The sequence below is a fragment of the Paraflavitalea pollutisoli genome (genome assembly GCF_029360705.1).
In the GTDB taxonomy this organism is placed as follows: Bacteria; Bacteroidota; Bacteroidia; order Chitinophagales; family Chitinophagaceae; genus Paraflavitalea; species Paraflavitalea pollutisoli.
On the sequence record NZ_JARKMX010000008.1, the window covers coordinates 104405 to 130247 of the forward strand.

Here is a 25843-nt window from a genome sequence, read left to right on the forward strand (position 1 = left end):
CCGTATTTTTGGGTATGCTGTCTTTGTTAGCCTTAGCACTTGCTCCAGGCATAGCCATCGCCTTCTATATTTATTACCGCGATAAATATGATCGTGAACCGTTTGAGAACCTCTTTATCTCCTTCTTGTTGGGTGTGATCAGCACGGCACCTGCATTGATCATTCAAAACAACCTGCTTCCCTTGCTGGAAGGATGGATTCCCCGTTTTTCAATCACCTACTATGTAGTTTGGGCATTTGTGCTGGTAGGCATCAGTGAAGAGGGCAGCAAGTTCATGATACTGCGTCTCTACTCCTATCGCCGCCGCGCTTTCAATGAACCTTTTGATGGTATTGTGTACTCCGTGATGGTGTCGATGGGGTTTGCTACGCTGGAAAACGTACTGTATGTAACCCAGCATGGCGTGGCCACGGGCATATTACGCATGTTCCTGTCCGTACCGGCCCATGCCTGCTTCGGCGTATTGATGGGGTATCATGCCGGACTGGCCAAGTTTGACCAGGCACGCGCGCCCCTGCATTTTCTCAAAGGCCTGTTCCTGGCCGTTTTCTTTCACGGCGCGTTCGACTTTTTCCTGTTCCTGCAAGACAATCCCAATGTGACCCAATATGTGCCGCAATTATTGTTGATCAGTGGTTCGCTGGTCTCGTACTGGATTGCCATCCGGTTATCGCTCCGCTCCATCCGGCAGCATGAGGCGCTTTCGAAACAGGTTTTTGATAACCCGCGGGATATACTTTAGTTTTGGCATATGAATGATGAATTGATCATCCGCACGGCGGATATTGATGATATAGCCACGATCGGATTTCTTGCTCAACAAATATGGCCTGGCACTTACCAGGAGATCCTTACACCGGCCCAGCTGGAATACATGATGGACCTGATCTACAGCCCGGATTCCCTGCAACAGCAAATGCGCAATAAACACCAGTTCCTGATCGCAGAACTGGATGAAGAACCCATCGGTTTTGCCTCCTATTCCGAGCTGGAGGAGCCAGGTATTTACAAACTGCAAAAGTTGTATGTACATCCTAAAACACAGGGTAAGGGCATCGGTAAAGCCCTCGTCGATTTCATCATCGAGCAGTTGCCCCGGCCAGATGCCAGCATCCTGCGGTTAAACGTGAACCGATACAACAAAGCCCGCCAGTTTTACGAAAAGATGGGATTTGTGGTGACGAAAGAAGAGGATATCGACATCGGCAATCAATACTACATGAACGATTACGTCATGGAAAAAGCTATATAATTAACCCTTTAGTGGTGCAGCCCCCGGATAACCCGAGGGCTTTTTTTATGGATAGCCTGCCGGCCGATTTGGTGTGCATGGGTATTGCTGAGGCAGAGCTGCCCTCAAGGCAGTGAGGCCTACTTGTCCCGCATGGCCGCTTCCTTCATATTGGCGGCCAGTTCATGCCCCAGGTACCGTTCTATGATACCATGTACCCCGTAAATGACGGGCGTCATCAGTACAGCCACAATGAATTTGTACATGTAGGCTGTCAGCGCCCAGGCAGTTACCGTGGCCAGGCTAAAATCCTTGAACAGGTAGAAGGCGACAAAGGTGACCACGATGCTGTCGATGAATTGGGAGGCCAGGGTACTGATGGTGGCCCGCATCCAGATGGCTTTTTCGCCGGTTACCCGTTTGATGCCCCGGAAGATGAACGCATCGAGTAATTGGCCCAGCAGGAAGGCGGCAATAGAGCCGATGATGATGTTCATACCTTGTCCCAGTACCTGCACATAGGCGCCCTGCTGATCGGTGACCCCGGGTTCCAGCCCGCGGTAACGCCAACCTCCATCCGGTACGGTATGGATGCCCAGGTAAAAGACCAGAAAAGCAAAGGCGATGAGTACGACGGTCAGTAACGAGAGAAAGCGCACCCCCCGTACGCCATAATACTCATTGATGATATCGGTCATCACGAAGATCACCGGCCAGGGAATGACGCCTACGGTAAGACTGAACGACAAGCCCTTCTGCCCCAGCAGGTCGATACTGGCCTTGGGTAATCCCAGTGTGTCTTCGAGCGAGAATACTTTTACACCCGTCACTTCGGCGATGATGGCATTGGCGATAAAAAAGCCGCCCAGGATAATGAACAGGCGGGTACCCTTGTCTTTTATGATGTTGTGGATCATTTAACCAGCAGAATTAATTGAGCGATCAGGAATAGCGCATTGGCAATAGCGAGCCACTGTGGATTATGTTCCTTTTGCAGCTTGCGTTGCACCAGCAATACAATAATAAATAAATTAATGATCACATTTAAGAATACCGACAGGCCTATACCCAGGATCAGCACGGTAGTGGCTACATGTCCCTGTGGTATTGGGGGGCCGTACCGCATTACCCAGGTGAGGAGGAAACAGATATTGCAGATAAAAGCAACGCGGGAGAAAAATAATAATTTAGGCATATCAAGTTGGCGTAAAATTGCATTATTTTGGTCATCTTTTAAAATGAGCCGCTTTGATGAAAGTGCTGGGTCTGGTCTCTTACAATATATTGCCGGCTAAAACCGGCGGGCAAAAGGATATCGCATTATTCTACAAGTATTTTAGCCGCCATACTTCCCTGGTTTGTGTTACCACACGCAGCAATGATCCTGGCGCTGCCGAAGGATACGAAGTCCTCAACATCATTGCAGACGGGTTATCCCGTTATGCCAACCCACTTCATTATTTTACGATCCGTTCAATCATCCGGGAGCGGGGTATCACGCATCTTGAGCTGGAGCATCCCTATTGGGGCTGGCTGGCCGTATGGTTGCAGCGTACCACGGGTGTAAAGCTGATTGTGCATTCGCACAACATCGAAGGTACGCGCTGGAAGACCTTAGGCAAATGGTGGTGGAAAGGCCTGTGGCAATACGAAAAATGGGTACACCGCCAGGCCGAATATAATTTCTTCAAACAGGACGAAGACCGGTTGTATGCGCTCCGCCACTTTAAGCTGGCTCCCGATCGGTGCCTTACCACCACCTATGGTATTGAATGGAACACGCCGCCTGCTGCCGTGGAACGTGGCCAGGCCAGGCAATACCTGTTGCAACAACACGATATCCCGGCCCATCACCGTCTGTTACTGTTCAACGGTTCTTTCAACTATTTGCCCAACCTCAATGGTTTGCGGCATATCATCGAAACCATCAACCCTGCCCTGCAAAGGATGACAGGGTTTTCGTATACGATCCTGATCTGTGGTAAAGACATTCCGGCGGACCTGGCTGGCGGAGCCTACCCGGCCATGGTCTTTGCGGGATTCGTACCGGATGTCGATGTGTATTTCAAAGGTTGTGATGTGTTCCTGAATCCCGTGGTGGAAGGGGGCGGTATCAAAACCAAATTAGTGGAAGCATTGGGACATGGGATGAATGCCGTTTCGACCTTCAATGGCGCGATCGGGGTCGATCCTGCCCTTTGTAATGGTAAGCTGACCATTACCGATGACAGGCTCGGCGGCTTTCCCGAGGCGGTGGTAATGGCTGCTGGTTACGATGCTGAAACGCCCCCTGCTTATTTCAGTCATTTTTACTGGGGTGCTATCGCCCATAAGGCTGCCCGTTTCATCGATGGCCGGTAACAGCCTGCTGGCCAGGGAGCAAAGTCGTTCCCGAATGGATAATTAATTGGCTGGTTGCTATAAAAATTGCCTTATTTTGCCCTTCTGTTAATATAAAAACATGAACAAAACGATCTGGCAGCGTCTGCAGCCCCATGTCATTGCAATAGCTGGTTTTTTTCTACTATCTGTAGTTTACTGTCTGCCCCTTTTTAGCGGGCAGGAATTAGGTGGTCACGATACGATCGGTTGGGCCGCCATGTCACACCAATCTATCGAATTCAAAGAAAAGTATGGCCACCTGCCGCTTTGGACCAATAGCATGCTGAGCGGTATGCCTGCCTATCAGATCGCGTTTGCCTCGAAATATAATGTGACGCTGGCCCACCTGAACAGCCTGTTTACTTTGTGGCTGCCTACGCCGGCCAACTATTTTTTCCTGAACTGTATTGGTTTTTACCTGCTGGCGTTGGTCATGGGGGCCCGTAACTGGATTGCTGCCCTCGGGGCGATCGGTTATGCTTTTGCTTCTTACAGTGCGGTGATTGCGGCTGTAGGCCACATCAGTAAGTTTGGCTCGATGGGCTATGCGCCTGCAGTATTGGCGGGCCTGGTGTTGTTGACACAGCGTAAATACATTGCAGGATTTATCGTGGCGGTGATTGCTACCACCTGTATGTTCTACCAGAACCATATTCAGGTCATGTTCTATACGTTCCTGATAGCGGGCTTTGCAGGTCTGGCCTGGCTGGTACAGGCCATTCGTGAAAAGCAGCTCAAAGCTTTCCTGGTGGGTGGTCTTGTGTTTGTGGCGGCTGTAGGGCTCAGCGCAGGCTCTTTTGCTGTGATGCTGTTGCCATCCCAGGAATATGTAAAGGAAACGATGCGTGGCGGCCGTTCGGAGTTGACTCCCGAAGACAAGACCAACAAGTCGAAAGGCGGTCTGAATAAGGACTATGCTTTCAATTGGAGTTATGGTAAGTTGGAGACTTTTACCTTCCTGGTACCCCGCTTGTATGGAGGAAGTTCGCCGACTGTGGTGGCCAATCAATATGTCAATGAACTGGGTGATCATTCGAAAGTGGCTGAAGTGATCGCTGAAAAAACGGGGATGCCGGAAGATCAGGCCGTTGATTTTTCCAAACAGTTCTCGCCGTATTGGGGAACACAGGGCAGCACCTCGGGAACGGTATACCTGGGTGCGGTCATCTGCTTCCTGTTTATAGTTGGTCTGGTATTCTACCGGCAATGGCACCTCGCCTGGATCCTGGCTGCTACAGCGATGGGCATCCTGCTGGCCTGGGGCGGCAATTTCAAAGATTTCAATTACTGGCTCTTCGATCACCTGCCATTTTACAATAAGTTCAGGGCGCCTTCCATCGCACTGATCATACCCCAGCTTACCGTGCCGTTGCTGGCAGTGCTGGGACTTTCTGAGATACTTTCCGATAAATACGACAAAGAACTGCGCTGGAAGAAGTTTAAGCAGTCATTATACATCACGGGGGGGGTACTGGCATTGATGTTTGCCTTGTATTTCACGCTGGACTATGCCGGCCCCGCCGATAACCAATACCGCGAGGGGTTGGCGCAACAAATGGCTCAGGGACAACAGAACAATCCGCAAGCGCAGGAACAGGCTGCTGATTTTGCCAACTCCGTCGTAAAAGCGCTACGGGCCGATCGGGGTAGTCTGTTGCTTGGCGATCTGTTCCGGTCTATCATTTTTATTGTGCTGGCGGCGGGCCTGCTGGCCTACTACCAGAAAAAAGGATTGTCGACCCAACTGGTGGCCATTGCACTGGCGATCTTGTCGACCATCGACCTGTTCGGAGTCGATCTCCGCTATCTTTCACACAAAAATTACCGGCCGGCCGACGAAAATTCAGAACTGGTGGCCAATCGGGCCGATCTGCAGATCAAACAGGACACTGGTTATTACCGGGTGCTGGACCAAACCTCTGGTAATCCGTTTACGGATACACGGGCGGCTTATTTCCACAATTCGGTAGGTGGTCACCATGCTGCACGCCTCGCACTTTATGATGACCTGATGCAACGTCAGTTGATGCGTGGCAATATGCAGGTGTATAACATGCTCAATACAAAATACTTTATCGTAGTCAATCCACAAGACCGTCAGCCGATAGCACAAATGAATCCGGATGCGTTGGGAGCTACCTGGTTGGTTAAGACGATCAAGTATGTGAACAATGCCGACGAGGAGATGAGCGCGTTGGATACTTTCAATCCCAAAGACACCGTGATCATCGACAAGCGTGAGCAATCGAAAGTTCCTTTTGCTCCACAGTTTGACTCTTCAGGCTACATCAAACTGGTAAAGAACCTGAACGATGTCATCAACTACGATTTCAATGCGGCGACCAACCAGTTTGCGGTATTCAGTGAAGTATATTATCCGGCTGGCTGGAAAGCCTTTATCGATGGTAAGGAAGCGCCTATCGTTCGGGTAAACTATACCCTCCGTGGCCTGGCCTTACCGGCTGGTAAACATGCCATCGAATTCCGGTTCGAGCCCGCCGCGCTGGCTACAGGAGAAACCATCTCTCTGGTTGCCGGTATCCTATCCATCCTGTTGGTTTTGGGGGGCATTGCGTATATGTGGAAGAAAAAGGAGCTGGTGTAATTCGCCAGGTCGTAATTTATAGAAGCCCTCTGAAACCTTTTCAGGGGGCTTTGTTGTTTTCAGAAACAGGCGGAGGAGAATACGAACCTCTTTCCCCATTTGGGAACTGCACAGTTATCAGTCAGAACTGCACGCTTTTTGCCCAAAATGACACGTTTATTCATTTGTTTCCATCGACACGTATAATTAATTATTTTCGCACCCTAAGCCCTTCACCAATATGAAAATTCTAAAATTTGTCTCCGGCAGTTTATTACTGTACTTCCTCTTTTTTTCTACGGGTACCCAGCTGTCAGGCTGTTCGCCTGACCCGATCTTCGATACTGTTTATGTGAAAGACACCCTGATCCTGAAGGATACCTTGATCGTAAAAGACACCTTGACGATCAGGGATACGGTCGACTGTAATTGTTATGACCTGAAGGATGGCCTGGTTGCCTGGTATAATTTCAATGGGGGTACCTTAAAAGACAGCAGCGGAAACAATAACCACATCGTCTTCAACAATGCCACAACGACCACTGGCCGGTATGGTAACGCTAATAGTGCCTATCTATTCAATGGCAGCAGCAGTTATATGCGTATTCCTAATAGCGCGAGTCTGAATCCCACGAATGCGATTACATTGTCTGCAGTCATAAAGGTCAATGGTTTTTACAACGGAACCTGCCATGGTAACCAGATCATCGTGAAGACGAGCAATATTGATAAGGATAATGGACTTTATGGAATGACGTTCAATGACCATAAATGCCCTGGAAATATAGATACCAGCAAAACCCGGTTTTGGGCGGTATATGGGGATGCGCTTGGCGCTAATTCATCTGCCGAGGCTGATACGGTTCCCGTAAAAATTGGTCAATGGTATTCCATTGTCTATACCTACGAAAACTATACGTCCAAGTTTTATATTAACGGCGAATTGAAGCAGTCCCGTAAGTTTTCAGCCTTCTCTTTCATTCCCAATGCAGGCGATCTCTATTTCGGTAGGATGCCCGATCAGCAATATCCTAACTGGTTAAATGCAGCCATCGATGATATTCGTATTTATAACCGGGCGCTTTGTGACGGTGAAGTGAAGCAATTGAACAGGGTTAAAGACTAACTGTATACCTGATTTGCTGAAAGAGCTGCTCCCGTAATGGTGCAGCTCTTTTGGTTTAGAACCAGGCAATGGACTATATCTTTGCGTATGCTGCCAATGTGTTAGCGCGCAACCAAGCGGCACTCCCCTATCTCTATCCAGGCGATTGCGCTGAACCTTTACTTTGTTACAGGACTTTTCCAATCCCTTCCCAGAGCAGGCGGGCAGTACGCTCCCAGGAAAATACGTTCTTTTGCTGCTGGCCTTTGGCGATCAGTTGCGCACGCAACGCTGGTTGCTCCCACAACTGTTCCATGGCTGTTGCGATATCCGCTACCTGGTAGGGATCAACCAGGAGGGCCGCATCACCTACCACTTCCGGAATAGAAGTGGCATTCGCGGCAATGACTGGTACATCGCATTGCATGGCTTCCAGTGGCGGTATGCCAAAACCTTCGAAATAAGGCACAAACGTCAGCGCCAGCGAAGCTCCCAATAACTTTTTCAGGTCATTGTCGGGCAACCGGCCTGTGAACACGATATCTTGTTTAGACGCCAACTGCTCTTTGCATTCGTGCATTTCGCCCGTCTTGTACATCTCTTTGCCGGCCAGCACCAGTTTCACTGGCGCGCCTGTTCTTTGCTTGAACAGGTCGAAAGCCTGCATGAGCCGTATGATGTTCTTCCGCGGGTGCAGGGTGCCCACAAATACAAAGTAATCGGCGCCGCCTGCATATTGTGCTTTTATAGCCTGCTGCTCTGCTGGAGGTACCGGAGCGAAAAAATCGTTGATGCCGCAATACACGACATCGATCTTACCGGGATCGGTACCATAAGTCTTTACAATGTCTTCCTTGCTGTAAGACGACACGGTGGCGATCCTGTTGGCCCGTTCCACATACTTCGGAAAGAAATAATTGTAGTAGGTACGGTTGGACCATTTCAGGTCCTGCGGAATATGGTGAAAGTTGATGTCGTGAACGATGCCATATTGTGCGCCTTTCCAGCCAAGGCTCAGGATGCCGTCGGGCGAAAGGAAGAGGTTAGGCGAAAGCTTGTTGAGGAAGCGTTTGGCGCTCCACTCGAACCACAGCACGTTGAGTACCGCATGTTTCGCAGGCGGGAACAGGTTGTGTGGAACGATGTTGGGCGAGAAAAGAAATCGTTCATCGATGCCCGAGTCGAATAAGAAATGGAACTCGATGCCGGGATTGTTTTGCGTTATGTATTTCAGGGTATTGTAGGTGAACCATCCGATGCCATCCATCTGCCCTGCCCGCAATAACCTGGTGTTGACTGCAATTTTCATAGTCCTTTTTTCCGGGCAATGGTGATAAGGTGGAAGGGTTGTCCTTTTTGCTGGTGTTGCACGTCGAATGACGCGTGCTGCAGCAAACCTGCGATCACTTCAAGGCCGAAGACATGGTGATGTGCGCGCCGGTTGTTGATATTGTCTTGCAGATAGCCCATCATTTCTTCGCGGGTGGTGGCACCCGGATCACGGGCCACATCGTGTAATGCGATGATCTCTTCAAAATGCGTGGTGTCATCTTCCCCCGTGTTGTTTTGAAAGTCCTGCAGCAGGTGTTGCAAACTGGTATAGGGGCGGTTGATATCAAAGGTGTTTTCCTTATCGGGCAGTATGAGGCACAGGATGCCGCCGGGTTTCAATACACGATTCCATTCTTTGAGGGCCTTTAATGGATTGGCCACATGCTCCAGGCTGTGGCAGGATAACAGAAAATCGTAAGAGTTGTCTGCAATGCCCGATAGGTCGGAGCCTTCTTTGACGTATTGGTAGCCTGTTTTGTCGTGGTACCGATAGGTCTCCCCTTCCCGGATCGCCCCCTCCCATACGGTGTTGGTACTGAAGTTGACGCCATCGATGCGACCGGCAAACAAATACACCGGAAAAAGGCCGCGCAGGGAGAATTGGGCGCTGGGGCCGCCGATCTCGAGGCCCTTCAGGCGTCGAAGCCCGTATGCGTATCCGATCAGTTTTCTTTTGGGCGCCTGCCGGATATACGACAAGCCGGTTGTTACCAGGTCTGTAAATTGCATAGTGAAGTGGCCTCTATTGATAAGGCTGCAATCTACAGAATGATTTGCAATACCCATTTACTACCAGCAGCAGCGGCATCTTCTTTTTTACTATATTTGTCAATTCAGCTGCAATCAACCAGTCTTTTATTATGAGGAAGTTATTCCGCTCCATCTATCAGGTCCTGCCCTTCAAACTACCATTCCTGCGCATAATTCGGTTGTTCAAACCCGGTCATCAGATCACCCGTCACCTGGTTTTTACAGGCAAGGTAAAGGTGAAGGTCGACGAGGGAGGTGCGTTCTATATACAGAACTATGGCGATGGTATTGAACAGGGGCTTTTCTGGCATGGCATTAGAGGCTGGGAGAAACATTCAACCCATATATGGATGCAACTGGCACGCAAATCGAAAGTGATATTCGATATCGGCGCCAATTCGGGTGCTTATACCCTGCTGGCGAAAACGGTGCAGCCCACTGCAGAGCTATATACTTTTGAGCCTGTTAAAAGGATCTTTCAGCGACTTGAAGAGAACGTCAGGATCAACCAGTTCCAGGGCGTTCATTTGTTCCATAAAGCTGTTTCGAACCAAACAGGCACGGCCAGCATACAAACCAGTGTCACCGGCAACCTGTACGAAGCCTCACTCAATGCCGATCATATCAGCAATATGACGCACCTGAAAAAGGATCTTCAGTTCGTACATGAAGAGATTGAGACCATTACCTTGCGGGACCTTATCGAAAAGGAGAATATCCGCCAGATCGATCTGATGAAGATCGATGTGGAAAGCCACGAGCCGGAAGTAATTGAAGGAATGGAAAACTGGTTGGCAACATTCAGCCCCATCATGCTGATTGAAGTACTGAATCAAACGGTTGCTGAAAAGCTGACACCCTATTTCCCGGCCAGTGAATACCTGTTCTACAACATCAGCGAAGAAGCTGGTCTCACGGAAGAGTCAAACCTGATGCCCAGCAAAACCTATAATTTCCTGATCTGCCCCCGGCATAAAAAGCACCTGCTGGACGGCTGCCTGCCTCCCCTGGCTGCAAAATGACCCGCAACCTAACGAAGAAGCCCCGTAATACGGCATATTGCATACGACAACAACATAGCTGCTTTGGAAATGATCCCGTGCTTTAGTAATGGCAGGGGAATTGAACGTTGTTGTGCTACCATGCGTCCGATCAGGGCAGGTATCGGACATTCCTGGTTGTATTGCTCCAGGTAAGCCATATCGCGGATGGAAAGGTTGCGCAGAAAACGCCAGAAATAGTCGTAGGCCATAATCGGCCTGAGCCCGGCTGGCGTAATGATGTTTAGCAGGCAGATATTTTCCGGTATCTCGACTGCCGGTTTGCGGAATACTGTCTTCGTAACCTGCTCATTACTCATACCCAGGCAAACCAATGGGTGGGGAATATCGACGAACCTGCCACCATTCTTGTTGAGTTGCCGCACATAGAATTCAATATCGACCACCCATTTGAGCCGCTCATTGTACCAGCTATCCTGGTCATTGCGGAGCAGGGTGGTGCTGGGATGGCCGATCACATTGCGGGAGAGAATATTGTAGGGACTGCGCTGCAGTAAACGTTTCCGCCAGCCCTGCAACACGTGTAACTCCCGATGTCCATTATCGAGATCTACTTCATAAAAACCACTGAAAATAAACCCGGAACCGGCCTGTGTAGCTGCATCGGCAAACTGCTGCAGGCTGCTACTGTCGGTAAACCAGTCGTCGTCGTGCATAAGTTTGATCCACTGCCCGGTGGCATGCCGGATGCCTGCATTCCAGTTGGCCGGAGTGCCCAGTGCCTGTGGGTTGCTGATGTAGCGGAGCGGAAAAAGCGATTCGTATTGTGCAGCCAGGCTGGCTACCGTCGCATCACCACTGTCATCCGTAATGATGACCTCGAAATCCCTGTAGGTTTGTCCGGCAATGCTGTCGAGCAGCCTGCTCAGGAAGTCCTGTCGTTTATAAGCCGGTATACAAATGGATATGAAGGGCTTCATCAGTAGGTGTTTATGCCGCGGCTATGGTCCGGCAGGCGGCAAAAGTAAGTTATCCGCCGTATATTTACGCCCTCAACAAATCTTCGACCTTGATTCAGCCGTCATCCAGGCTACGTTTAGCAGCAGTTGTGATCCTTTACTATCCGGAAAAAGACGTGCTCAGCAACGTGCTTTCTTATAGCTCCCAGGTGGATAAAGTATACCTGGCCGACAATTCGGAGAAGCCGGATACCAGTCTGGTCAAAGCCCTGCGCCAGGGACTGCCGCACGGCGAATACTTGCAGGATGGTGTCAATAAGGGAATTGCTGCCCGGCTGAACCAGGTTTGCCAGCTGGCTAAAGCGGCGGGTTACGATTACCTGCTGACGATGGACCAGGATTCGCTGTTCAGTGGCAATAACCTGACCGATTACCTGCACTGTTTCGAGACATTCCCAGATCGCGATAAAGTAGCCATGTGTGGTGTGGAATACCAACATTCCGACTGGCTTTCCGCGCAATGCAAAGCCGAGCAGTGTACCCAACTGATCACTTCGGGCAGTTTTCTGAACCTGCACTTGTGGGAGTCCATGGGGGGATTCGATGAAAACTTGTTTATCGACATGGTCGATTTTGAATTCTGCTACCGCGCGATCGTCAGGGGCCATCAGATCGTTATTTTCAAGAACATCGTGCTCGATCATTTCCTGGGCACTACCTCTTTCAGGAGTGAGGACAGTGGTGAGGCGAAGCGCGAGCGCACCCTTTACTCCCCTATCCGGTTGTATTACATGTACCGCAATTACCTGTACATGAAAAAGCGCTATGAACAGCATTTTCCAGGAGAGATCAGGCAGACACAGCTGGCGGTGCGCAGCAGGATCAAAAACAACCTGCTACTGAAAAAAGACAGGCTGAAGATACTCCGGTATCTGATAAGGGCTGTTTCGGACCACCGTAGCGGCAAAATGGGTAAATATCAACATTGACCGATCACTAATTGAAAAGAATGTCAAATAATACTATCTCAAATATTGCGGGTGGATTAGTCCGGAAACTGAGGGGACTTACACGCAACAAATACCGGGCTGTTGGTTTTTCATGGCCCAAGGAGATCATGGTCAAGCACCTGCCCGAACAGGGCATTCGTACGATCTCACTGTTTGGTAAACAACTTACTTTTAATGGCAGTGGCAATCTGTTGCACAGCCTGCAGGAGCTCTTTCTGGAAGATATTTACCAGCAACCTTTGAAGGAGAACGCTTACATCCTCGATTGTGGGGCCAACATCGGTCTGAGTGTGATCTACCTCAAGCGCCTGTGCCCCACCGCGACCATTGTTGCCTTTGAACCCGATGAGACCAATTACTCGTTGTTGCAGAAAAATATAGGATCTTTTGGTCTCACCAATGTGGAAGCCGTAAAGGCTGCTATATGGACCGAAGAAACAACGTTGCACTTCATGAGTGAAGGCTCCCTGGGCAGCAGGATTGCAGACGGTAGTGTCGGCCAGCCCGTTCAGGTGCGTGCTGTGCGCCTGAAGGATTACCTCGACCGGCCTGTCGATTTTCTAAAGATCGATATCGAAGGGGCAGAATATGCAGTACTGAAAGACGTAGGCGATCGAATCAAGCTGGCCGAAAAGGTGTTTATCGAATACCATGGTAGCTATGCACAAAACAAGGAATTGAACGATATACTTCAGTGGGTAGTGGAGCACGGTTTCCGTTACTACATCAAGGAGGCTGGAAATATGCATGCGCCCTTTACCCACGCGGGCAACCCCGGCGGGTTCGATGTGCAGCTGAACATATTTTGTACCCGGCTATAGCCGTTTTTACCTAATTTACCGGTTGGTGATTGGTGTAGTTTGTTGTTAATCAGCCTAGTGCAAGTGTTTGTTGCATTGCCATGAAGGCTCAACCCGTTAAACGTACAATTATCATGAAATTCGATCTGGCAGTTGCCTGGAGGGTTTATCCCGGTATATCGAAACAACCGTTGATCCATGCCAACGATAAGTTGCAGCTCGTCAGGACCTGTCTGGCCTCTTTCCTGCAAAGCGTCGGCGATCTCAAGGTCAAGTATTACCTGATCCTCGACGGTTGTCCGCCAGTCTACGAAGCCATGATCGAAACACTTTTTGCCCACCAGGCCTATACAGCAGTGAGGACCGACGCCATCGGCAATCACCGCACTTTCGCCCTGCAGATCGACCTGCTGACGCAGCAACAAGAGGCCGAACTGGTCTATTTTGCAGAAGACGATTACCTCTACGCACCACATGCCATGAAGAAAATGGTAACCTTGATGCGGACCGGCAAAAAAGTCGATTTTGCTACCGTTTTCTATAGTAAGGATATTGTGCAGCATCCCATCCATGACCACCGCCATTCGATCCAATGGAATGCAGACACCCTGTGGATGTCCGATTCCTCTACCTGTCTTACTTTTCTCACCAGGAAAACAACCCTGCTGGCAACCAAAGACCTTTTGCTGACCTATTGCCGGGGCAACAACGATTGCGCCATCTGGCTCATCCTTACCAGAACGCACATCTACAACCCGTTCAAATACCTGCGCTTTGCCCTGGCGCAAGACAAAGAAAGCTGGAATATCCTCAAGATGGCGGTGAAGTACAGTTTCAAATATTTCTTTGGGTTGCAGCGTTACCGGTTATGGGTTGCCTGGCCAGGTATTGGTACCCATCTTGAAACCCCCACCGTGATGGAAGCGCCGAAATGGATAGCTTTGGGCAAACAGTTTAGTAGCTAAGACGGTAAAGGGAACAGGGGCAGCAATTCTTTTTCATTCACAACAGATCCTACAGCATTCACCCATGGGGCAGATCCGAAAACAGGTCATACAATCATCGTTCATTTCCTATATAGGTTTTATCATAGGAGCCATCAATACATGGTTCTTTGTTAAACAAGGCCTTTTTACGCCGGAACAATATGGCCTCACCCAGGTAATGATCAGCATTTCGCAGGTTCTTACTCCACTGGCCAGCCTGGGCATGACGGTTTTCATTTATCGTTTCTTCCCCTATTACACCGGGCGGCTGGCCTCCAGGGACAATGACATGTTATCGATCACGGTTGTCTTTACCTGCATCGGCGCGCTAGTGGTGTTTTGTCTCTGTCTTTTTTTTGAACCACTGATCATACGGCAATTTGCTGTCAAGTCCAAACTCCTGGTAGAATATTACTACTGGACATTGTTATATTCCTTTTTCTTTCTGTGTTTTACTACCCTGGAAGCGTATTTGTGGTCTCTGAAACGAACGGTGTTGTCGAGCTTTATGAAGGAAACGGCGTATCGTATACTGGTACTGGTACTTATCGGATTGTATGCCTTCGGAGTAATCGACTTTCGTAGCTTCGTCATCCTGTTCAGCTGCACGTACTTTTTGATCGTACTGGTATTGGTCGCCTACCTGGCCGCCACCCATCAATTGTACTTTGCCCGGAAGATCAGTCCGGTCACTAAAAAGTTCCGGAAAAGTATATTCAGGTATGTAGGATCGGTATACGCCGGATCTGCCATCACCAGCATGGCACGACAGATCGATACACTGTCACTGGCGGGCGCGCGCGATTTGAGCGATACCGGTATCTATTCCCTGAACCAGTTCATTGCAGCGATCCTGCAGGTTCCCTACCGTGGGTTGCAGGCGATTGCTGTTCCGATGATCTCAGAACATTGGAAAAACAAAAACTACCCCGAGATCAACCGGATCTATCAACGTTCTTCGATCAATCTTCTGCTCATTGGCTCCTTCCTGTTTGCCAATATTTGGTTGAACTATACCGATGCATTTGCTTTTTTCAACGTAGAGCCAAAATTTTTGTCCGGAAAGACGGTTTTTCTGCTTTTAGGATTGTACAATGTCTTCGAATTGGCTACCGGTACCAATACGGCGATCATAGCCACCTCTCCTGCCTGGCGGTTTGAGTTTTATTCAGGACTTATATTGATGTCCATTTCCATACCACTCAATATCCTCTTGGCAAATCTGTATGGCATGAATGGTGTTGCTTTCGCCACCATGTCCACACTGGTGATTTATAATATTATCCGGTTGATATTTATTCGCCATCGGTTCAAAATGTGGCCGTTTTCTATGAAAAGCCTCTACGCGTTGTTGCTCGTGATCGCCGCCCTGGTAATCGCCTATTATCCAACAAACAACCTCCATGGACTGGTGGGCATGCTGCTGCGTTCTGTCTTGTTTTCTGGCTGCTTCTTTGCCGGGGTATTCTACTTTAAACTTACACCCGATCTTCCCCAATTCATCGAGGTCGTGAAAAACCGGCTGCGCAAAAAGAGATAATGGTCATTAGAGGTGCGCAACCTTTTTCAACGGCTTTTTCCGGCATCTTCGAGTGGAAACCGTAACACGACCCGGGTGCCGGCCGGGGTATCATTCTCCACCAGGTCTTCGATGGTGATGACCACCGGTTGGAGGTGGCTTTTGTTCAGCATTTCGATACGGCGGGCAGTCAGGGTCATACCCTTCGACTGGTATTCGATGTGCATTTCACTTTTGTATTTACCGGCTTGCTGCCTGCCTACTCCATTGTCTTCCACCCGGCAGATAAGATACGTGTTGTCAATGCTGAATGACACGGTAATTTTCCCGTTCTTGTCACGCCGGTTACGTATACCATGCCGCACACTGTTCTCAACATAGGGTTGAAGTATCATGGGAGGAATGTACCAGTGTTCGGTCTGTAATTCGGGCGATACCTCAACGGTATACGTAAACTTGTCTTCCAGCTTCGTTTTCTCCAGTTCCAGGTAGGTAGAGAGATAATCCACCTCTTCATCGATGCTGATGCGGGATCGGGACGACAGATCGAGCGTGAGCCTGATGAGGCGCGAAAATTCGGTAATGAACTTATTGGCGCCCACGATGTCTTTGTGAAATACGTATTGCTGTACGGAGTTGAGGCTGTTGAAAATGAAATGCGGGTTCATCTGGGCTTTCAGGGCCATTTGTTCCAGCTCGGCCATCCGGTTCTTGAGCTGCATCTTCTCCTCGTTTTGTTGGCGCACTTTCCGCACGCGGGCTTTTACAAATAGCCATACGAGTAACCACGCCAGTAACAACACGGTAATCCTGAACCAGGTCTTTTCCCACAATAATTTGTCCACCCGGAAAGGCAGTGTAAGAAGGGCACTCGTAACGCCGAACTTGTTGGTGGCTTGTATTTGCAATTCGTATTCGCCGGAAGGTAATGAAGGATAACTGAGGTAGGTTTCCCGGGTAGTTTGCCAGGCATCGTTCAAGCCCTTCAGCCTGTAGCGATAGGTGATATCGCCGGCCGACCGGAAGGAGATACCTACATAATCAAACCTGATCCCGTTGGGCCGCGCTGGCAACACGAAGTTGAGCGTATCCTGGTGCCAGCTGGTGTCGGCTGAGGTGATTCCCGTAAGGCGCAATTCGCAGATGGAATTGCCGGAGATCTTTTCGGCATCGAAAACAGTCAGCCCCGCCTGTGTGCCTACATACACCTGCGAGCGGTCGACATACACGCAGTTCACGATATTGGCGAGCAGGCCATCTTCCATCGTATAAGCGGTGATCTGCGGTTGGGCATCCTGCCAGCTGATCCGGTTGAGTCCTTTATCGGTACCCAGCCACAGGTAGCCGTTGTCGATAAACAGTGCCCGGCAGATATTGCTGGAAAGCCCTTCTTTTTCGGTGAACTGATGGGTGATCCGGTTGTTGCGGTAACCGATCAGGCCAGTACCATTGGTAGCGACCCATAGGGTCCCATCGGGCGTTGCGTTGATGGCGGTGATGCGGCCTTTGAAGACGGGCAATTGATTGCCCAGGAAGTTGACGGTATTGTTTGGGCCTGTAATCTGGTACAGGCCGGTGGTAGACCCCATGTAGAAAGTATCATTCAACGCCCAACCGGAAGTGGCCCGCTGATTGATGAGGCAGTGGTCAAAATGCAGGCTGTCGTTGAGCAGGAATAAGCCCGTATTGGTACTGACCAGCCATTTGCCTTTGTAGGGCATGATCGTTTTGATGGCAGCCGGTAACTTACCTACCTGAAGTTTTTCCTTTTTCTGTAGTACAACTCCCTGATCGGTGCCGAAGAGCAGCTTATCTCCCTGCTGTTGAATGTTCATGATCCGCGCGAAGGTCTTGTAGCCCAACAATTGCACGGGCGGCGAAATACGAAAACTGTCGATATGGTATAAGAAACCTTTTTCGGTTCCTACATACAAGGTCTTTTGGGTGCGCAGCAGGCTGTTGACAGCCAGCGGATGGTCGTAGTCGGGGTTAAAGCGGTAATTCAGGAACTCGAAGGAGCCCATGCGGTAAATGCCTGCCCCATGTGTCATAAACCAGTAGTTACCTTCCCGGTCGCGCATGGTCGTATTGACATTCACCTTGTACAGGCATTCATGCAATGGCCGGCCTGTTCTGAAATTATAGATCGTGGAGCCGTTGGGCGTATTGATGGTCAGCAGGCTATCGTCGAGATGGGTTACACTCTTGAGCGCGGGTGCGTAAATGGAAGAAAGACGGCGATGGGTGGAGGGATCTATACAATTCAGGCTGTCTCCCCCATTGAATATTTCCAGGGTCGGCGATATCCAGGTTCTATGGATGGGACCCAGTGCCACCGGCGATTGGCTGACGACGCCATAGTTTTGGGTATTCAACTTCACGTAGGCGCCCGTCAGCCAGTCGATATTGGTGATGTACCCCAACCTGCCATCGACGGTGAGGCCGATCTTGATGATGCGGTGCCCCGAACTGCTGAGTACCCGCGTGATCTTTTGCGCCTGAAAGTTGACGTAGTGAATGGCATTGTTTTCTGCGATGTACATGTTGCCGGCGGCATCGGGCACCATATCGATCACATCCCTGGTAAGGCGGAGCTGTTTCAGCAGCGAATCATTATACTGGTTGTGGATCTTTCCCTGGTAATAATAGCTTACTGCGTTGCCAAAAGGCTGCATCCATACGCGGTTGCGTGCATCTACATACAGGCGCAGTATTTCGTTGTCGGGTAAGCCATCCCGGGTGGTGAAGTTGCGGAAATGCGTGCCATCGAAGCGGCTTACCCCGGTTTCTGTGGCAAACCACAGGAAGCCTTCCTGGTCTTCGGCACCATGGTAGACCACAGAACCTGCGAGGCCATCCCGTACGTCGTAGTGGGCATAGCTGTACTCCTGCCCCTGTATGGGCGCAGCGAGGTGCAGTGTCCATAACAATAACCATATCGGAATCCAATACCTCATACACATACAGGGCGCTATAAGCCGAAACGGGCCATCAGTTCATCTTTTCTGCGGGAGGCTACTTCCAGCATCGTACCGTCTTCCATTTCGATGAACCCTCCCCGGCCGCGGTGGTATTTTTTGATGTAATTGAGGTTGATGATATGTGAATTGTGTATGCGGAAGAACATTTCGTCCAGCAACAACGATTCATATTCCTTGATGTTTTTCGAGGAAATGATCTTATCCATGCCCTTGACATAAAAAACGGCATACCCGCCCTTCGACTCACACCGGATGATATCGGGCAGTGGTACAAAAACATACCCTTCTTTGGAAGGCAGGGCGAGCTTTTGCACGCCGGCCTGTGGTTTTTTGAGGTTGAACAGCAGGTTCTCGATGCGGCTGTTGGTATTGCGGGCTTTTATCCGCTCCATCGCTTTGTTGACAGCCTGCATCAACTCGTCGATGTTGACGGGTTTCAGCAGGTAATCGAGTGCGCTGTATTTGATGGCTTTTAAGGAATAGTTGTTGAAGGCGGTGATGAATATGATCTCGAAGTTGACCGGTTTAATGCGGTCGAGCAGGTCAAAGCCACTACCGAAAGGCATTTCGATATCGAGAAATACCAGGTCCGGATCTTTTTCTTCGATCAGTTGAATGGCTTCGTCAATGTTTTCAGCTTGTCCTTCCACCTGTACGTGGGGACAAAATTCTTCCAACATCAGTTTCAGGATGCGGTTGTTCTTAGGTTCATCATCGATCAGTAAGGCACGTAACATATGGTCGGTCGTTTTACCATTCTGCCGCATCTTGCAGGGGAAACTTTAGCGTTACCCGGGTGCCGGCAGGTTGGCGATTATTTTCAAGGTCTTCTATATCGATCACCACCGGACTGCGGTGGTGCTTGTTCAGCATCTCGATGCGGCGTGCTGTCAGCGTCATACCTTTCGATTGGTATTCGATGGCCATTTCCGATTTATACTGGGCGGCTTTTTTTCGTCCTACGCCATTGTCCTCAACGCAACAGATCAGGTATTCATGGTCTGCCCGGAAAGAGACCAGGATCATGCCCAGTTTGTCGGGCCGGTTGCGCACGCCATGCCGGATACTGTTCTCTACGTACGGTTGCAGTATCATAGGTGGAATTGACCAGGCTGCCGTGTCGAGTCCGGCTGCTACCTCCACCTTGTAAGAAAACTTATCTTCAAACTTTGTTTTCTCCAGTTCGAGATAGGTCGTAAGATAGCTGATTTCCTCGTACAGGCTGATCCTCGTTTTGGAAGAGATGTCGAGTGTCAACCGTATCAACCGAGAAAATTCGGTAATGAATTTGTTGGCCCCGAGGATATCTTTATCGATCACGTATTGCTGTACCGAATTCAGGCTGTTGAAGATGAAGTGGGGGTTCATCTGTGCTTTCAACGCCATCTGCTCCAGGTCGGCAATGCGGTTGCTGATCTGCATTTTCTCCTCGTTCTGCCTTTTGATCTTCTTGATGCGGTAACTCACAAAAATCCACACGAGCGCCCAAATAATTATGATGGCGAGTAGCCGGAACCAGGTCATCTCCCAAAAATGCCTGGCTACCTGAAAAGGAATGGTGATGGTGTCGCTTTGAATACCAAATTTATTGATAGCCGTCAACTGCAATTGATAGTCGCCCGAAGGCAAAGAGGGATAATTGAGAAAGGTTTCGCGCGTGGTTTGCCATTCGTCATCGAGGCCCGCGAGGCGGTATCGATAGGTAATGTCGCCTGCAGAGCGATAGGAAATGCCGACGTACGCAAATCGGACTGCGTTGCCGGAAGGCTGGAGTGTGAAGTTGGAGTCTTCTAATGACAAACCGCGACCAGCCGCCTGGATGCCAGTGATCCGTAGTTTGCAGTAAGAGTCATGCGAGATCTTGTTGGCGTCAAAGGTGGTGAGGCCAGCCGGAGTGCCTACGAAAACGGTGGTACTATCAACATAAATGGTATTCACAATGTCCGCGATCAGTCCGTCAGCGCGGCTAAAGGTGGTGATCATCGGCTTTTTATCTACGTATCGTACGCGGTTGAGGCCTTTATCGGTGCCCACCCATATATCGTGCCCGTCGATAAACAAGGTGCGGCATATATTACTGGTAAGGCCATCCGATTGACGGATATTGCCAATCACCTTACCGTCCTTATAAGCAATGATGCCATCGCCATGCGTACCGATCCACAAAGTGTTGTCTGCCCCCCCTTCAATGCTGGTGATCCGGTTGCGCAGCAACGGATGCTGATCTCCCAGCCATTTTTTGGATTGGTTGGAAGAATCGACTATATACAGACCATCTACGGCCCCGGAATAGTAAATGCCTTGCATCTTGTACGAACAGGTAGAGCGGAAATCGAGGTAGAAGTCACGGTACGACAGGTCGGGATATATATGCACCATGCCGGAATGAGCACTGAGCAGGATCTCATCATTTTGCAGCCGCATGGCCTTCACGGCGATGGTGTGGAAGATCGTCGTAAAGCTATAATCAGGACCCAGTCTGTATATCCCTTCATCGGTACCTATTATGATATCATTATTGGGAAAAGCAGCCATGGCCGCTATTTTGGCATTGATGGAAGTAGTCCGTACGTGGTGCGACGCTACCTGCCGGGTTTTCATATCGATGGTAAATAGCATCGACTTTTCGGCACCTACATATAGCTTGTTGTTCTTTTTTAACGTGCTGAAGATGGCCAGCGCTTCCTTTCCCGGCTGTGAGAATTCGAAGTTGGTGAATTCAAAAGAGCCTACCCGAAAAACACCTGAACCACCCGTCAGGAACCACCAGTTGCCTTCTGAATCCTGGAATACGTTGTTGATCGTTTTGCCTTTGAGCACCTGTCGCACAGCCTTCATGGTATGCACATTGAATAGGATAGCTCCGTTGCCGGTTTTGAAGAAGCACAGACTGTCATTAATTCCTGAAACGCCGTTGAACGCTTCAGGAACGGGTACATTCACCAACGAGTTGGCGGTTGACCTGTTTATCTGGAGTGAGTCCTGCCTCCTGAATATGGTAAAAGCGGGATGGAGATAGGTCGATAGGTGTGATATAGGTCGGTAAAGGTACTCTTTCGTGTCAAGCACCTGGCCTTGCGTATTAAAGGTTACCAGGTAAATGGGCGAAGCGTGAGCATTGTACATGACAATGCTGCAAAATTGTCCGGCAGCATTCAGGCCGATCGGTCCCGTGTAAAATTTTTTGTCGTGGATAAGGCGGATTTCACCGGTCACTTCCCGGTCGCGCACGAGATAAAAAAAGTTAAATCCTCTGATCACCAGGTTGCCTCGTTTGTCTTCCAGGATGTCCTGGATCTGGCTATCGATGTTCAGGCGTCGCAGCAACGAATCGTTGTCCTTGGTATATATCTTTCCGTCCTGGTAGTAGCAAATAGAATTGTGAAAGGGGAGCATCCAGACACGATTCCTGGAATCGACATATATGCGTATGATCTCGTTATCGGGCAGGCCATCGGCCTTGGTGAAGTTGCGGAAATGGGTACCGTCGAACCGGCTTACCCCCGTCTCTGTCGCAAACCAGAGAAAACCATCCTTGTCTTCTGCACCGTCGTAAACCACAGAACCCACCAGCCCCTTGTCGACATCGTAACGGGCATAACTGTACTCCTGGCCCGAGGCAGGGGAAAGACATAGTTGTAATATTATTGATGCCAGCAGCAAAAAACGGCTGCCAGACCGCATTGTAGTCATATTTGATATACGAATCACCCCGTATAAAGCGTTAGTGACTGCACGAATTTGTGCCGTTTCTACACGGTTTTGGGCCAAAATGACACACCTGTCAAGTGGGGGGTAGGTCAATTGGCTAAAATAGTAATTTCGAGCAACTTAACTCCTAAACACGTATATGAAAAGTCGAATTTTACTTTTTTTAGGTATTCTTTTCGCCCTTTCAACCTTCGCCCAGACCCAACAGTGTGTAACGTTGCGGGGTAAGTCGGGTACCGGTAACTTCCGCCAATGGCTCATCTCCAGCTATAGTCCCTATGAAAGCGACACCACCGGCCCCGAGATCGTCGCTGCAGCCTGGACCTGCAACGCAAACGGCTATCCCTCCTGTAATTTCCGAAGCCTGCTTTGGTACAATATCAGCCAGGTGCCCACTAATGCGACCATCGTCAGCGCTCGCTTGTACCTGACCGCCCACCAATCGGCCATCAATGCTATATCCGGTCAACCCACCTATGGCACGGCCAATTCAAGTGTGTTGCAACGCGTGACCAACCCCTGGGGGCCCAATGCGGGCTGGACAAACATTCCTGCCGCCACCACCACCAACCAAAAAATACTGGCTCAAAGTATCAGTACCGTGCAGGATTATGAAATCGATGTAAAAGACTTTGTACAACAATGGGTGAGCAACCCCGCCACCAACCACGGGATGCTGCTGAAGCTGCAAAACGAAGTGGCGTACAACAGTATGATCTTTTACTCGGGCAAAGCGCCCGAGGCAGTACAACCCCGGCTGGAGATCTGTTATACCGTACCGCCCCCACCCGTCACCTGCAACAATTCGGTGATCATCCGGGGCGACCGACTCAGTGGACGATTCAAGCAGCTGCACCTGAGTACCATGGACAACAACCATGGCGACTACTCACAACCCGAGATCACCGCCGCCGCCTGGACCTGCAATGCCAATGGGTTCTCTACCTGCAATTTCAGAAGTATTCTGCAGTACGATGTGAGTCAGGTACCCGCCGGAGCTACCGTTACGAGTGCTACGTTACACCTTTACGCCCATAAAAATGCCTTGAACGGATATGCCGGTCAGCCAACATACGGCAATGCCAATGCCGCCCTGCTGCAAAAAGTGACAACCCCCTGGTCGCTCACCAATACCGGTTGGGGCAACCAGCCAGCCGTCACCACGGCCGGGCAGCGTGTACTTGCCCAAAGTACCGGCACCGCCCAAAACTATACAGTAGATATGAAGGACCTGGTACAATACTGGGTCAACAAGCCCGACAGTAATTTCGGTGCCCTGCTGCGTTTGCAACAGGAGTTCTCTTACAACAGCCTGATCTTTTACAGCGGCCAGGCGCCCGATTCCCTGCAACCGCGGCTGGAGATCTGCTATACCATGAACCAGCCAGACAGGTGTGAGATGGCCGTACGGGATAGCATCGTCGGCAATTCCTGGACGCACCAGTTTGTAGCCACTCCCGGGTCGGGCAACACGCGCCGGCCTGTAAAACTCTGCTGGTCATTTGGCGACGGCAAGGACACTTGTATCACGTACAATCCGGCTGCCCCTTTTAATTATTATGGGGTTTCACATACCTACACCATGGCTGGCACCTACCAGGTAAAACTTGCAGCCCTTTTTGAAGGCAACTGCAGCGACACCGCGCAATTACAGATCACGGTGGTAACGCCACCCAACCAACCTGTCTGCGACAAACAACTTGTGTTGAAAGGCAACCGGACCAGTGGCCGGTTCACGCAATTGTTGCTGTCCAGTTATGCCCCTTTTGCTGCCGATACCACCCAGCCGGAAATTGCGGTTGCTGCCTGGACCTGCAATGCCCAAGGTATTCCGAACTGCAATTTCCGGGGACTGATGCGGTACGACCTGCGGTCACTGCCCGCCAATGCGGTCATCACAGGGGCCAAGCTTTACCTCTATGCCAAACAGAACAATATCAATGGGTACTACGGCATGCCAACATTCGGTACCAACAACACGGCTTTGCTGCAACGAGTGGTAACGCCCTGGCAGGCTGCCGGAACAGGATGGAACAACCAGCCGGCAACAACGGCCCATGCGCAGAAAGTACTGGCACAAAGTACCAGCCCTACCCAGCATTACGTAGTAGACATGAAAGACTTTGTACAGTATTGGGTCAACCGCCCCGATAGCAACTATGGTTTTGTACTTCGGCTGCAGTCGGAGCAATATTACAACAGTATGGTGTTCAATTCCGGGCAGGCAGCCGATTCGTTACAGCCGCGCCTGGAGATCTGCTATACAGTACCCGATTCAGGAATTGATAGCTGCCGCGCCAGCTTTACGGATACGGTAGAAGGGGCCAATTCCCTGGTCCGGTCTTTCAGACTGGCCACCTACAACTCCGCCAATAAAAAGCCGCTCCGCATTTGCTGGTCGTTCGGCGATGGCAGGGACACCTGTATCAACTACAGTACAACAGGTCGGCAGTATTATCAGCTAAACCACCAGTATGCCACCGCAGGTAATTACAACGTGTGCGTGACTGTGCTGTACGATGGTGGTTGCAGCGCCAGCTTTTGCCGCAAGATCAATGTGCTGGGTGTTCCTCCTCCCAAGCCTTGTACCGTGACCATGATCCTGAAAGGCGATCGCACCAGCGGCCGGTTCCGGCAACTGCACATCAGCACGATGGCGGCCAACAAAGCCGATACCACCCAGCCGGAGATTACCGCAGCGGCCTGGACTTGTTACGCTTCGGGCTATCCGACCTGTACCTTCCGCTCGATCATGCGGTACGATGTTAGCCTGGTACCTGCGCATGCGATCATTAACAGCGCCAGGCTCCGGCTCTACGCACATACCAATGCACGCAACGGGATGATCGGTAGTCCGACCTATGGCGATAACAATACAGGATTGCTGCAGCGCGTGATTGCGCCCTGGACAATGACCAACACCGGCTGGGGCAATCAACCTGCTACGACGGCCGATAAGCAAAAGGTACTGGCCCAAAGCACCAGTAACCAGCAGCAGTATGAACTGGATGTGACAGATTTTGTACAGGGATGGGTCAAGTCGCCCGAATCAAATTTCGGCATGCTGTTGCGGTTGCAAACCGAACAGTACTACAACAGCCTGATCTTCCATTCGGGTCAGTCGGCCGATTCACTACGGCCCCAATTGGAGATCTGTTATACCCTACCCGCAGCAGATACCAACCTCGTCGATATCAAACTGTATCCCAACCCGACTACCGGACCTTTACAGGCGTGGATCGAGACCAACAAGGAGGAAACAGGCGACGCGAAACTGTATGATATGCAGGGTAATCTCAAGCGGGTGATTACGAACAATATTCGTTGCAAGGCAGGTGTCAATTTGGTGCCGGTCAATATTGCGCGTGGTTCGGTTCCCCCCGGACATTACTATGTAAAGATCAGGATAGGTGCCACCACTAAAACGTTCAAGATATTCCTGCTCTGATGCCAGGACACCGCTGAAACCAAAGAGGGCCGATCATCGATCG

General features: G+C 50.2%; 19 protein-coding genes. 11 read left to right on the forward strand and 8 right to left on the reverse strand.

Going from position 1 to position 25843, the window contains the following annotated elements; genetic code table 11:
- Nucleotides 1-14: 14 nt before the first annotated feature.
- Together P2W70_RS14550 and P2W70_RS14555 are read left to right on the forward strand one after the other, a co-directional pair.
- Entirely contained in the window at nucleotides 15-743 is a 729-nt protein-coding gene (locus P2W70_RS14550; RefSeq protein WP_276482210.1) for a PrsW family intramembrane metalloprotease, read from the forward strand.
- A gap of 9 nt (nucleotides 744-752) precedes the next feature.
- Nucleotides 753-1253, forward strand: coding sequence for a GNAT family N-acetyltransferase (locus P2W70_RS14555; RefSeq protein WP_276482211.1), 501 nt, complete (start codon nucleotides 753-755; stop codon nucleotides 1251-1253).
- Nucleotides 1254-1372: 119 nt separating this feature from the next.
- Here the strand turns inward: P2W70_RS14555 and P2W70_RS14560 are convergent, their stop codons facing one another.
- Complete coding sequence (locus tag P2W70_RS14560; protein WP_276482212.1) at nucleotides 1373-2149, reverse strand: queuosine precursor transporter; 777 nt, start codon at nucleotides 2147-2149, stop codon at nucleotides 1373-1375.
- Nucleotides 2146-2427, reverse strand: a complete 282-nt coding sequence (locus P2W70_RS14565) for a hypothetical protein (RefSeq protein ID WP_276482213.1) — start codon at nucleotides 2425-2427, stop codon at nucleotides 2146-2148. Before P2W70_RS14565 ends, P2W70_RS14560 begins: the two co-directional genes overlap by 4 nt.
- A gap of 56 nt (nucleotides 2428-2483) precedes the next feature.
- Here P2W70_RS14565 and P2W70_RS14570 point away from each other — a divergent pair, with 56 nt between their 5' ends.
- The 3 genes from P2W70_RS14570 to P2W70_RS14580 all read left to right on the forward strand — a co-directional run bounded on the left by P2W70_RS14570 (nucleotide 2484) and on the right by P2W70_RS14580 (nucleotide 7324).
- The gene (locus P2W70_RS14570) at nucleotides 2484-3593 is read left to right on the forward strand and encodes a glycosyltransferase (RefSeq protein WP_276485376.1); all 1110 of its coding nucleotides are present in this window, start codon (nucleotides 2484-2486) and stop codon (nucleotides 3591-3593) included.
- A gap of 100 nt (nucleotides 3594-3693) precedes the next feature.
- The gene (locus tag P2W70_RS14575; protein WP_276482214.1) at nucleotides 3694-6219 is read left to right on the forward strand and encodes a YfhO family protein; all 2526 of its coding nucleotides are present in this window, start codon (nucleotides 3694-3696) and stop codon (nucleotides 6217-6219) included.
- A gap of 220 nt (nucleotides 6220-6439) precedes the next feature.
- A complete protein-coding gene (locus tag P2W70_RS14580) occupies nucleotides 6440-7324 on the forward strand; it encodes a LamG domain-containing protein (protein WP_276482215.1) in 885 nt (294 codons plus the stop codon).
- Nucleotides 7325-7490: 166 nt separating this feature from the next.
- Here P2W70_RS14580 and P2W70_RS14585 read toward each other — a convergent pair whose 3' ends face one another.
- Entirely contained in the window at nucleotides 7491-8612 is a 1122-nt protein-coding gene (locus P2W70_RS14585) for a glycosyltransferase family 4 protein (protein ID WP_276482216.1), read from the reverse strand.
- The gene (locus P2W70_RS14590; RefSeq protein ID WP_276482217.1) at nucleotides 8609-9364 is read right to left on the reverse strand and encodes a class I SAM-dependent methyltransferase; all 756 of its coding nucleotides are present in this window, start codon (nucleotides 9362-9364) and stop codon (nucleotides 8609-8611) included. Before P2W70_RS14590 ends, P2W70_RS14585 begins: the two co-directional genes overlap by 4 nt.
- Nucleotides 9365-9495: 131 nt before the next feature.
- On the opposite strand from P2W70_RS14590, the gene P2W70_RS14595 reads away from it, so the two are divergent.
- Nucleotides 9496-10407, forward strand: coding sequence for an FkbM family methyltransferase (locus P2W70_RS14595; RefSeq protein ID WP_276482218.1), 912 nt, complete (start codon nucleotides 9496-9498; stop codon nucleotides 10405-10407).
- Between the two features lie 8 nt (nucleotides 10408-10415).
- Here P2W70_RS14595 and P2W70_RS14600 read toward each other — a convergent pair whose 3' ends face one another.
- Complete coding sequence (locus P2W70_RS14600; protein WP_276482219.1) at nucleotides 10416-11366, reverse strand: glycosyltransferase family 2 protein; 951 nt, start codon at nucleotides 11364-11366, stop codon at nucleotides 10416-10418.
- Nucleotides 11367-11494: 128 nt separating this feature from the next.
- Here P2W70_RS14600 and P2W70_RS14605 point away from each other — a divergent pair, with 128 nt between their 5' ends.
- From P2W70_RS14605 to P2W70_RS14620, 4 genes are all read left to right on the forward strand, one after another.
- Nucleotides 11495-12334 carry a glycosyltransferase family protein gene (locus P2W70_RS14605; protein ID WP_276482220.1) on the forward strand — a complete coding sequence of 280 codons (840 nt, stop codon included), beginning with the start codon at nucleotides 11495-11497 and terminating at the stop codon, nucleotides 12332-12334.
- 20 nt (nucleotides 12335-12354) lie between these two features.
- Nucleotides 12355-13176 (forward strand): FkbM family methyltransferase, encoded by an 822-nt coding sequence (locus P2W70_RS14610; protein WP_276482221.1) that lies wholly within the window; start codon nucleotides 12355-12357, stop codon nucleotides 13174-13176.
- Between the two features lie 113 nt (nucleotides 13177-13289).
- Nucleotides 13290-14120: a hypothetical protein gene (locus P2W70_RS14615; RefSeq protein WP_276482222.1), complete on the forward strand. Its 831-nt coding sequence runs from the start codon at nucleotides 13290-13292 to the stop codon at nucleotides 14118-14120.
- A gap of 64 nt (nucleotides 14121-14184) precedes the next feature.
- The gene (locus P2W70_RS14620; RefSeq protein WP_276482223.1) at nucleotides 14185-15681 is read left to right on the forward strand and encodes a lipopolysaccharide biosynthesis protein; all 1497 of its coding nucleotides are present in this window, start codon (nucleotides 14185-14187) and stop codon (nucleotides 15679-15681) included.
- 26 nt (nucleotides 15682-15707) lie between these two features.
- On the opposite strand, the gene P2W70_RS14625 is transcribed toward P2W70_RS14620, so the two are convergent.
- The 3 genes from P2W70_RS14625 to P2W70_RS14635 are packed head-to-tail and all read right to left on the reverse strand — an operon-like array spanning nucleotide 15708 to nucleotide 22325.
- Nucleotides 15708-18617 carry a sensor histidine kinase gene (locus tag P2W70_RS14625; protein WP_276482224.1) on the reverse strand — a complete coding sequence of 970 codons (2910 nt, stop codon included), beginning with the start codon at nucleotides 18615-18617 and terminating at the stop codon, nucleotides 15708-15710.
- A gap of 14 nt (nucleotides 18618-18631) precedes the next feature.
- The gene (locus tag P2W70_RS14630) at nucleotides 18632-19378 is read right to left on the reverse strand and encodes a LytR/AlgR family response regulator transcription factor (RefSeq protein ID WP_276482225.1); all 747 of its coding nucleotides are present in this window, start codon (nucleotides 19376-19378) and stop codon (nucleotides 18632-18634) included.
- 13 nt (nucleotides 19379-19391) lie between these two features.
- Complete coding sequence (locus P2W70_RS14635; protein WP_276482226.1) at nucleotides 19392-22325, reverse strand: sensor histidine kinase; 2934 nt, start codon at nucleotides 22323-22325, stop codon at nucleotides 19392-19394.
- Between the two features lie 166 nt (nucleotides 22326-22491).
- On the opposite strand from P2W70_RS14635, the gene P2W70_RS14640 reads away from it, so the two are divergent.
- The gene (locus tag P2W70_RS14640; RefSeq protein WP_276482227.1) at nucleotides 22492-25800 is read left to right on the forward strand and encodes a DNRLRE domain-containing protein; all 3309 of its coding nucleotides are present in this window, start codon (nucleotides 22492-22494) and stop codon (nucleotides 25798-25800) included.
- Nucleotides 25801-25843 lie beyond the last annotated feature (43 nt).